Annotated in this window: 8 protein-coding genes and 1 other annotated feature (1 of these 9 only partly in view); of the genes, 2 read left to right on the top strand and 6 right to left on the bottom strand. The window is 32.3% G+C overall.

The window, feature by feature from the left end; all coding sequences use genetic code 11:
* On the top strand, positions 1–897 hold an 897-nt coding region (locus tag ACO5GE_RS04705), incomplete at its 5' end, for a lysylphosphatidylglycerol synthase transmembrane domain-containing protein (RefSeq protein WP_484829774.1).
* Between the two features lie 261 nt (positions 898–1,158).
* On the opposite strand, the gene ACO5GE_RS04700 is transcribed toward ACO5GE_RS04705, so the two are convergent.
* The 4 genes from ACO5GE_RS04700 to ACO5GE_RS04685 form a co-directional block, all read right to left on the bottom strand.
* Positions 1,159–2,220, bottom strand: coding sequence for a CPBP family intramembrane glutamic endopeptidase (locus tag ACO5GE_RS04700; RefSeq protein ID WP_484829773.1), 1,062 nt, complete (start codon positions 2,218–2,220; stop codon positions 1,159–1,161).
* Between the two features lie 610 nt (positions 2,221–2,830).
* The gene (locus ACO5GE_RS04695) at positions 2,831–3,754 is read right to left on the bottom strand and encodes an alpha/beta hydrolase (RefSeq protein WP_484829772.1); all 924 of its coding nucleotides are present in this window, start codon (positions 3,752–3,754) and stop codon (positions 2,831–2,833) included.
* Between the two features lie 73 nt (positions 3,755–3,827).
* Complete coding sequence (locus ACO5GE_RS04690; protein WP_484829771.1) at positions 3,828–4,523, bottom strand: metallophosphoesterase; 696 nt, start codon at positions 4,521–4,523, stop codon at positions 3,828–3,830.
* Positions 4,524–4,546: 23 nt separating this feature from the next.
* Positions 4,547–5,341, bottom strand: a complete 795-nt coding sequence (locus ACO5GE_RS04685; RefSeq protein ID WP_484829775.1) for a GTP pyrophosphokinase — start codon at positions 5,339–5,341, stop codon at positions 4,547–4,549.
* A gap of 264 nt (positions 5,342–5,605) precedes the next feature.
* Between ACO5GE_RS04685 and ACO5GE_RS04680 the strand changes: the two genes are divergently transcribed.
* Complete coding sequence (locus ACO5GE_RS04680; RefSeq protein WP_484829769.1) at positions 5,606–5,857, top strand: hypothetical protein; 252 nt, start codon at positions 5,606–5,608, stop codon at positions 5,855–5,857.
* A 305-nt stretch (positions 5,858–6,162) separates the two neighbouring features.
* Here the strand turns inward: ACO5GE_RS04680 and pheT are convergent, their stop codons facing one another.
* Together pheT and pheS are read right to left on the bottom strand one after the other, a co-directional pair.
* Complete coding sequence (gene pheT / locus ACO5GE_RS04675; protein WP_484829768.1) at positions 6,163–8,535, bottom strand: phenylalanine--tRNA ligase subunit beta; 2,373 nt, start codon at positions 8,533–8,535, stop codon at positions 6,163–6,165.
* Between the two features lie 27 nt (positions 8,536–8,562).
* Entirely contained in the window at positions 8,563–9,582 is a 1,020-nt protein-coding gene (pheS, locus tag ACO5GE_RS04670; RefSeq protein WP_484829767.1) for a phenylalanine--tRNA ligase subunit alpha, read from the bottom strand.
* A 112-nt stretch (positions 9,583–9,694) separates the two neighbouring features.
* Positions 9,695–9,820: a binding site (T-box leader), on the bottom strand (it continues 87 nt past the right edge of the window).

Raw genomic sequence — 9,820 nt, 5'->3', positions numbered from 1 at the left:
ATCCTAATTGCTCTTTTTACAATGTTTTTATTTTTTTTGTGCCAAAGCATTACAACAAAAAGACTTTTGTATGCTTTCGGATATAGAGCAACACTGTTTCAATGCTTTAGATATAGTCTAATCGACTACTATTTTTCATCGATTACTCCGGGATCATCAGGCGGACAACCATCCGAAATATACTATATGAAAAAAGATGGAATTGAAGTATCTGAAAGCTCCCTTATTATGTTGCTTTATAACAGTTTGTACCATATCGCCGTCATCGTTGTTATCTTCCTCTTCACATTAGGAAATATTCGATATATTTTAGGAAACAATGGTATCATGCTCACATTATTCAAAGTAGGAATATTGATACAATTTTTGCTAGCAACAATTTTCTTTCTACTAATCTTTGCATCAACTGTTGTTTATAATATTGTAGACAGAATGATAGTTATCTTAAAATTCTGTCAGTACAAAAAAGTGGATCAACTGGAAAAAACAATCAAAAAATCATTGGCTTCCTATCAAACAAGTGCAGATTGGATTATAAAAAATCCTAAAATTTTTGGTGAAATTATGCCAATTGTACTTCTTCAAATCACACTCTTTTATTCAATCGCATATTGGATAGGAAAAGCATTTGGAGTTGAAAACATCAGTCTAATTAAAATGATTGCCTATCAAGGTGTCTTTATCATGACCTTCGAGTCACTTCCTCTTCCGGGAGGTGTCGGAGTTGCTGAAACGGGATTTTTGCGTATTTTTTCGGGAATATACACAAAAGAAACACTTGCAGCGGCACTTCTCTTAACAAGAGGAATCACCTATTATTGTTATCTACTATTAGGAGCTTTTATGTCATTCCTTTCAAAAGGACAAAAAGTTCATAGAATCAAAAATATAGCGTAAGTAACACATAAATAAACAGTCCTATTATTTCGGCAGATAAGAAATAATATAAGCTGATGTAGTTCAAAAATTTTCCACTATTTTATAAAACACCTCCTTCTTCATCAATGAAAAAAGAGGTGTTTTCTTTTACAGAATATATTATTGAGCTCTACTGTACTTTCAAATTGACTTATCTACTCCATTCTCCGATATATATCTATGTTATGATACAACATAGCCACAATAACAAGTATTTTATTCACTAAACAGTTCTCCGTTTTAATTTAACTTCTTCTCAGTAAATACATCCGTTTTCAAAAAAAGTATAGCTACAAATGCCAAAACTGCAAAAGATACTCCTAAATCCATCCAATCTCCGGAATACAACTCTTGAATTCCACCTTGCTTCACAGCCACAATGGTTGAAATTGCATTATTCATAAAATGAAGTAATACAACACACCATAGACTACCTGATTTTTCGTAAAAATATGCAAAAACAATACTTAGAAAAATACAACACATGATTTGAGTTGTAACAGCATAAAAGAAATTTTCCGGAGTGGAATAATAAAATAAAACCAGCGGTAAATGCCATATTCCCCATATCACTCCAAGAAGTATTACACCTTTTATTTTCCCAAACTTTTTCTGCAAACGAGGCTGAAGAAAAAAACGCCAACCGTACTCTTCGCCAAAGAAGAAAAGAACACATGAAAAAACCATTGGTATCACAATTACTTCTTTCAACCAAAATTTATAGTCAAGTATATACAACACAAAGTCTATATTTCCGCACAAAACTTCTGCAACCATCATGATTATATTTTTCAGAACAATGAAATAACATGTATATTGTATTATTTTCTTGAAATTAAAATCGGAAAGTTTCCATAACTTCATTACCTCTTTATTTTCTTCCATCTGATTGTTTTCGTATATGAAAAAAATCAAAAAGAAATTTGTTAATCCTACTATGATTGGAAAAATATTCCCACTAAGTGATTCTCCATTGAAAAGCCACCTGACAATCCCCAAATCAGAGGGTAAATCAATTCTCATAAAAATCGATATTACCACATACAGAAAAATTACAAATGCTGTTATTTGATAAAAATCAAATATTTTTTTAGGGTATACTTTTGTTTTGTTCCACTTAACGGTAAGAATAACGGATAAAGCCGGTATCAACATCATAGCAGAAGCTGCCATCTGTATATTTGAACCTATATAATATCCATAGACTGTAGCAATTCCTATAATCAGAGTTAAAATAAAAACTACTGTCAAAAAACGACATATATCTCTACCATCTTCTGAAAATTCAATTTTATTCTTCATAATTCCCCTCCTATATAATTAGTTAAATCATACTCTCTTTTCATTTTTATATGTATGATTTCCTACAACTCAGATACGATAGACTCTTTATTTTTTTCCCTGTAATCTAACCATTCCACTTGAGCAATCGGTTGACTGTAATTCATCTCTATTCTATTTAATTGTTACCTCTCTCTTTTCTGCTTTATTCTATTTCTCTATATTGATATTTATCTTAACCTCTTCTTAGATTTATACATATTTGTTTTGAAATCACTTAATCTCTGACTCCTGTGAACTTTCCCGTCACTCTTAATTCTTAACAGATAGAAAATATTGATAAAATGCAGATAATAACTCTATTTGCAATTTTTGACAAATCCAAACCTTACATTGTAAATTAAAATACAGTTGATAATATAGACAATTTGTCATTTACTTTATCAAATTTTAGTATAAAAATATTTTCTATTTATATTGATTATATCATTGTTAATATTATTTAACAACAAAATAGTTATGTCCCTCTTAGATACATAAAAATAGCGTAGCAATCCAAAACTGCTACGCCAAAAACTCAAATCTCCTAGAGTGCTGTCACTTTTACTCAATAAATGTTTCTAATTGCTGTCTAATATACTGTATCCAACCACTCCACAATATCTTGATACACTTCTTCTTTCCTGCATGAACGTAAAATATTATGACCGATCCCCTCATATAGCTTACACTGTACTGAATTCATACCAAAACTTTGATACCAGCGTACCAAATGTAAAATCCCTTCTCCAAAACTTCCGACAGGATCTCGATTTCCGGACAAAAGTAAAATTGGCAACTCTTTGTTTACAGGTTTCATTGCTTTGCGATTAAAATTCTCACAAATTCCACGATAAATCCAATAGTACGTATTCACTGTATACGCTCTTTCCTCTTTGATTGAAAAACGATTTATCCAATTTTGCTTGGACATAGCATTTCTCATAGAAAAAATCAACCATTTGCTGTTATCCATCGAGTGTAAAAAAGATTGTTGATGTTTAAATAAAAGTGGACTTTTTTTCTGAGAAAACCCCATTTGCTTCAACGTATATGCAATATTTTTTCCTAATTTTGCATGAGGAACTTGGTCTTTTCCACCTGCTGCACATTGTATCATTCCTGATATGGTATCAGGATATATTTGGATATATCGTTGCACTAAGAAAGCACTCAACGAATTTCCCAAAAGATAAATTTTACTATGTGTAAATTGCTTTCTTATAATGACATTCAGCGCTCGAATATCTCGAATCATCTTTAAATAAACATCTGATTCCCCCAGATTTCCTAATCCATGTGATATGGAATTTCCATGTCCCCTATGTTCCAAAAAATAAACGGCATATCCATTATTACTCAAATACTCTATTAACGACTGATAGGAATCCATATTTTCATACATTCCATGTAAAACTTGAACAATCGCTTTTATTTTTCCTTGTGGAAATACACAATAATAATGTATTTCCCAATCGTCAGTAGGCGATAAAAAATACTTTTCTACTACATCCAAAGTTATCCTTCTTTCTTAAATCATTTTACTTACATTATCATTTCTACTCTATCATAACCGTCTTTAACATTTTTCAATCATCTACTATTTTCTTTACTTTAAAATCTAAATAATCACAACTTACCAGATGATATTCTGTATGATTTTTTTTCCCTTCAAACCCCATTTTGTGAAATTCTTCTCCATGTAAATGTCCATAACATACAATATCTATCTTCGAATCTTGAATAATATCAGTAAATCCGGAAGCTTCTTTTTTATCATTCATAGGAGGGTAATGTAACATCAATAGTTTCTTTTTATTTTGAATCACTGTTTCCGATGCACTGTTCACAGAATTCTTTAATCGCTTCAATTCCCTTTCATATATCTTTTCATCTGTTTCTGTAAATTGAGTATCATTTGGACAAATCCAACCTCTTGTGCCAAAAATAACATAATCTCCTATTACAAAATGATTGTTATGCAAAAAATGAATCTGAGGAAATTTTTTGCTCATTTTACTCACGCTGTTCCACCAATAGTCGTGATTTCCTCGTATCATATATTTATGTCCGGGTAAGTTTGACAAAATCTCAATATCCGGCTCTACTTCTTCTAATCGTAACGCCCAAGAGATATCTCCAACCAACAATACAATATCTTCTTCTGTAATCTTATTCTTCCAATCTTCTACAATTCTATCTACATGATGAAACCATCCGAATTGATCCATGGTCTTTTTTTGAACAGTAGACATATGCAAGTCTCCAATTGCAAAAACTGACATCTCTACTCCCTTCTAATTTCATCCTACTTGGTTTCTTCTAACAATTTGATTAAAAATAAATTTACTTCTGTTTTTAGGTCTAACAATCCTTCTGTTTCCTTGTCTTCATTTAATGCATCCAGTCTTTTTTGATAATAAAGAGCTTCTTCTTTGCAGTCTAACTGCTCTATTTTTTTGATACACAATGTAATTTCTGTCACTACCAAAGACTTATTTTCAAAAGCAACCTGTGCACTTACAATTTCTTCTCGAATAAATGCCATTTCTTCATCCAAACGAGCAGCAGCATCGGCTGCTTTCATCAATCGTTGTCTGATTTCCATAGGAACATATTTATCATATTTGTAATTCAAGGAATGTTCTACTGTTGCCCAAAAATTCATAGCTAAAGTTCTTACTTGTATTTCTGCCAAAATTTCTTTGTATCCATACACAGTTTGAATCGGATATTTAATAATAATATGATAGCTTCGATACCTGCTTTCTTTTGGCGATTTGATATAATCTTTGACATATACAATATGCATATCCTGTCTTTCTTCAATATATTTCACCAAAAGATAAATATCTTCCACCATTTGACACATAATACGAATTCCGGCAATATCTTCTATCTTGTCTTCAATTTCCTCAACTTCAATATCCATTCTCTTTACTTTTTCTAAAATAGAAGTTACTTTTTTTACTCTACCTGTAACAAACTCAATCGGGCTATATTGTCCGTTTGCTCTCAGCTCTTTACGGATATTCTTAAATTTGACTTTTAGTTCTTCCACTGCACATTCATAGGGTAATAGTAGTTTTTTCCAATCTATCAATTCTCCCACAATGATACACCTCTCTTTGCCTATACAAATCTCCTGTTACAAACTATAACAGGAATCTTCTTATGCAACAAATCTTTTTTACTTTCATTATTATAAATGATTTTTAAAATAATTGATATTAAAACATTCAAATTTTGTTTATTTTATGCATTTTGTAATATTTTGCTCTTTCACCTTGACGAAAACACAAAATATCAGTTATGATAGCTTACAAATCAGTAAAATTTTATATTAACGAAAGAAAAGGTATTGTCAATGGAAGAAAATAACTACACAAAAGTAATTGGCTTAAGAGGATATTATTTTATCAAAAGCTATGAAAAAGCGAAAAAAAATAAGGTGAAAATAAGAAAGATTTTAGAAGAAACCGTCCGAAAATTCTTTAGAAATCGTGATTGTTCTATTACCATATTTTTTGAGGAAACAGAAAAAGAAATTCTTATCACACCGGATTCTCCGAAAGATGATATTGTAAAATATCTTGGTAAAAGTTTTTTGCCAAGGTAACCATTTTGTGTTTGTAAACAGTAATTTTACTAAAGAGAAATTTACTTGATTTCTGCTTTATTAATGAATCACTAGACTACCTCTTTAACAAAACTGTTGTTTGAACTTTGCAAGATGTATTTTGCAGTATCATACACTATGACTACAATAGGAAGGATTTTTTTGATAGAAACGATTATTTTTCAAATAATACCTCTACTTAATTCCTGTTGTCCCTTATACATCAACATATTAAAATATCCTCTCTACCGTATCCGGTAAAGAGGATATTTTTTAAATATTTAAATTATTTCTTCTACAAAAAACTATCTCAACACTGCATGGAGTTTTTCTTCCAACTCTTTTAAAATCTTTTCTTGTATACTATTTACTTCTTCATCTGTCAAAGTTGCGTCTTTTTTACGATATACAACGGAGTAAGCAACAGACCTTTTATCCTTTTCGATTTGATCTCCTTCATAAATATCAAACAGTTCTATTTTTTCAATTAAAGATTTTCCGTTTTTACAAATAATTTGTTCAATTTCCGATACATATTGATTCTTATCTACAACCAAAGCAATATCTCTCTTCATTGCAGGGAACTTTGGAATCTGACAATATTTCATTGTATTGTCGAACAAACTCATCAAAGTTGGAATATTCAATTCGCACAAATATACTTTCTTTTTAATATTGAAAGCGGTTGCCACTTTTGGGTGAATCTCACCCAAAATTCCTACTTTCTCATCTCCGATGAAAATATCTGCACATCTTCCCGGATGGAACGTAGGGTGCTCTTTGTTTGGAAGATATACTCTTTGCTGATATCTCAATCCGTTCAAAATACCCTCTATTCTTCCTTTTAAAGTAAAGAAATCTTCTTCTTTACCATAAACACCTGCCACAAAAGATTTTTGCTCTAAAGGATTAGATTGTTCCAAGCAGAAAATATTTCCAAATTCGAATCCGGCAAAGAATTCATTTTTTCTTGCGGCATTCATCGAAATCACTTCAAGCATATTCGGTATTAAGCTTGTTCTCATAACAGAAGTTTCTTCCCCTAAAGGATTTAACAACTTTACAAAATCAATTTCCTTCGTTTCAGACAGCTTAGCTTTTTCTACTCCGGTAGGACTCACGAATGAATAGGTCAAAATTTCTGTCAGTCCATTTTTCATTGCAAGCTCTTTCATTCTATCTTCATAATTTCTACCTTCACTTTTTGTAGCAGGAATGATTTCTCCAACAATCGGTGCTGATACTACATTGTTGAATCCATAAATTCGAGAAATCTCCTCTATAATATCAGCTGTTTTTTCAATATCAGTACGGTATTCCGGTGCAACTGTAGTAATCAAATCTCCTTCAATTTTAGATTCAAAATTCAATTTAGATAAGATAGCACAAATCTCTTCAGATGATAACTCAATTCCGATTACCTCATTTACTCTGTTCCTTGAAAAGGTAACAGTAGATTTATCATCTAATTGAGTTGCTGTATCCACAAAACCTTTACATACTGTACCTATCTCTAGTTCTTCTACCAATTGACAGAATCTGGTCAATGCTTTTTCACATCGGTATCTATCGATTCCTTTTTCAAATCGGGATGATGCATCTGTTCGAAGTCCTAATTTTTTTGAAGTTGCTCTGATAATATCTGCATCAAAATGTGCACTCTCCAACACGATATGTGTAGTGTGCTCATCAATTTGAGAGCAACTTGCTCCCATCACTCCACCTAATGCAATAACTTTGTTTGAGTCACAAATTGTAATCATAGAAGAATCCAATTTTCTTTCTTCTTCATCCAATGTGACACAAGTTTGTCCATCACTTGCTTGTTTGATATAAATGGTATTTCCTTCCAATTTATCATAATCGAATGCATGCATCGGTTGTCCGTACTCTAACATAACATAATTTGTTAAGTCTACAATATTATTGATTGGACGAATACCGGATTCAATCAATCTTCTTTGAATATAGTATGGAGATGGTGCAATTTTAACATCTGTGATTTCTCTTGCCATATAGCGACCACATAAATTGCTATTTTCACATTTTACATCTACTCCAATATCTCCTCCTTCTTCTTTTACTTTTAAAGTGGGAATTGTCACTTCTTTATCTAATGTCGCTTTTGCCTCATAGGCTATTCCGATGATAGAATTACAATCCGGACGGTTTGCTGTCAATTCAAACTCTATAATTGCATCTTTTAAATCTAAGACATCACGAATATCTTGCCCTACTGCCGGCTCTCCTTCCAATACATACAGTCCGTTTTTTTGTGCTTCTGACAAAAATTTACTGTCTATTCCAAGCTCACCGGCAGAGCATAGCATTCCATCTGATACAACACCTCTCATTTTACCTCGCTTGATTTTGGTTCCATCAGGAAGTTTTGCTCCATGCATTGCTACCGGAACATAATCGCCAACTTTAATGTTGTTAGCTCCTGTAACAATTTGTTTTACTTCTTCTCCTACATCCACCTGAGTGACAATCAATTTATCCGCATCCGGATGTTTCGTAATTTCAGTAATTTTTCCTACAACTACACCACTTATAGATTCTCCTAAATGTTCTACTCTTTCTGATTTTGTTCCTGTCAATGTCATTTTATCAGCAAATTTTTCTGCTGAGATATCAATCTCTATATAATCCCGTAACCATTTCAAAGGTAATATCATTGTTCCAGCTCCTATCTATCTTTATTATTAGAATTGTTCCAAAAATCTCATATCATTCTCATACATCAAGCGAATATCATCGATTTCATACTTTAACATCGCAACACGCTCTACACCCATACCGAAAGCAAATCCGCTATATACATCAGGATCAATTCCACAATTTTCCAAAACATTCGGATGTACCATTCCAGCTCCTAAAATTTCAATGAAGCCTTCTCCTTTACAGATAGAACAACCTTCACCATGACATTTGAAACAAGAGACATCTACTTCTGCGCTCGGTTCTGTAAATGGAAAATTATGTGGTCTAAATTTTGTTTTGGTGTCTTCTCCAAAAAATTTAATTGCAAACTCTTCTAATGTATGTTTCAAATTCGCAAACGTAATGTTTTTTCCAATCACCAAACCCTCTACTTGATGAAACATCGGAGAGTGTGTTGCATCCGGAGTATCGGAACGAAAACATCTTCCCGGAGATATCATTCGAATTGGTAGACCTTCTTCCAACATTGTTCGAATTTGAACAGGAGAAGTTTGTGTTCTAAGCAACAAACTGTCTGTGATATAAAATGTATCGGAAATATCTCTGGACGGATGGTTCTTCGGTGCATTTAATTTATCAAAGTTATTTTCTACTGTTTCTACCTCAGGACCTTCTTTAATGGAAAATCCCATATTCATAAAAATTGTTTCAATTTCATTGATAACTTTTGTAATCGGGTGTGCTTTCCCTACAAAATTTGTTTTTACCGGAATCGTCACATCAATCATTTCACGATTCAATTTTTGTTCGAGTGCAATATTTTCCAAATATTCTTTTTTTACTTTGATAGATGTCTCTATTTCATCACGAACTTCATTGACAATCTTTCCCATAATTGGTCTTTCTTCAGGAGATAATTTCCCCATTTCTTTCAAAAGAGATGCTAACTCTTGTTTTTTTCCTAAAAATTGAACCCGTACCTGTTCCAGCAAATTAGCATCCTTTGCCTCGTCAATTGCAAGTTGTGCATTTTTTCTAATCGCTTCCAAGCGTTCTTTCATACCTTATCCCTCCGTTAATTATAAAAAAGTAAATGTTTCATTTGTTCATAACATCTGGATTGCAGATTATAAAGGAAGTGTTCCTTTTGACAATAAAAAAAGCCTCTATGTCTGTAGGGGCAAATTTCATCTGCGGTACCACCCTAACATCCATAAGGACTTATACTCATCGATATTATAACGCTTTTTCTTGCGAAGGAACTACTCCGTTTTCATTCTCTCAGCTCCAGAGTGAATT

This window comes from Filifactor sp. (genome assembly GCF_057248345.1).
Note: the sequence above shows the minus strand (reverse complement) of the source record. Positions and strands in the feature narration are given on the sequence as shown.

Coding starts and splice junctions, on each gene's coding strand:
- ACO5GE_RS04700 (WP_484829773.1), bottom strand. CDS start 2,220: ATGAAGAATAAAATTGAATTTTCAGAAGATGGTAGAGATATATGTCGT.
- ACO5GE_RS04690 (WP_484829771.1), bottom strand. CDS start 4,523: ATGTCAGTTTTTGCAATTGGAGACTTGCATATGTCTACTGTTCAAAAA.
- ACO5GE_RS04680 (WP_484829769.1), top strand. CDS start 5,606: ATGGAAGAAAATAACTACACAAAAGTAATTGGCTTAAGAGGATATTAT.
- pheT (WP_484829768.1), bottom strand. CDS start 8,535: ATGATATTACCTTTGAAATGGTTACGGGATTATATAGAGATTGATATC.
- pheS (WP_484829767.1), bottom strand. CDS start 9,582: ATGAAAGAACGCTTGGAAGCGATTAGAAAAAATGCACAACTTGCAATT.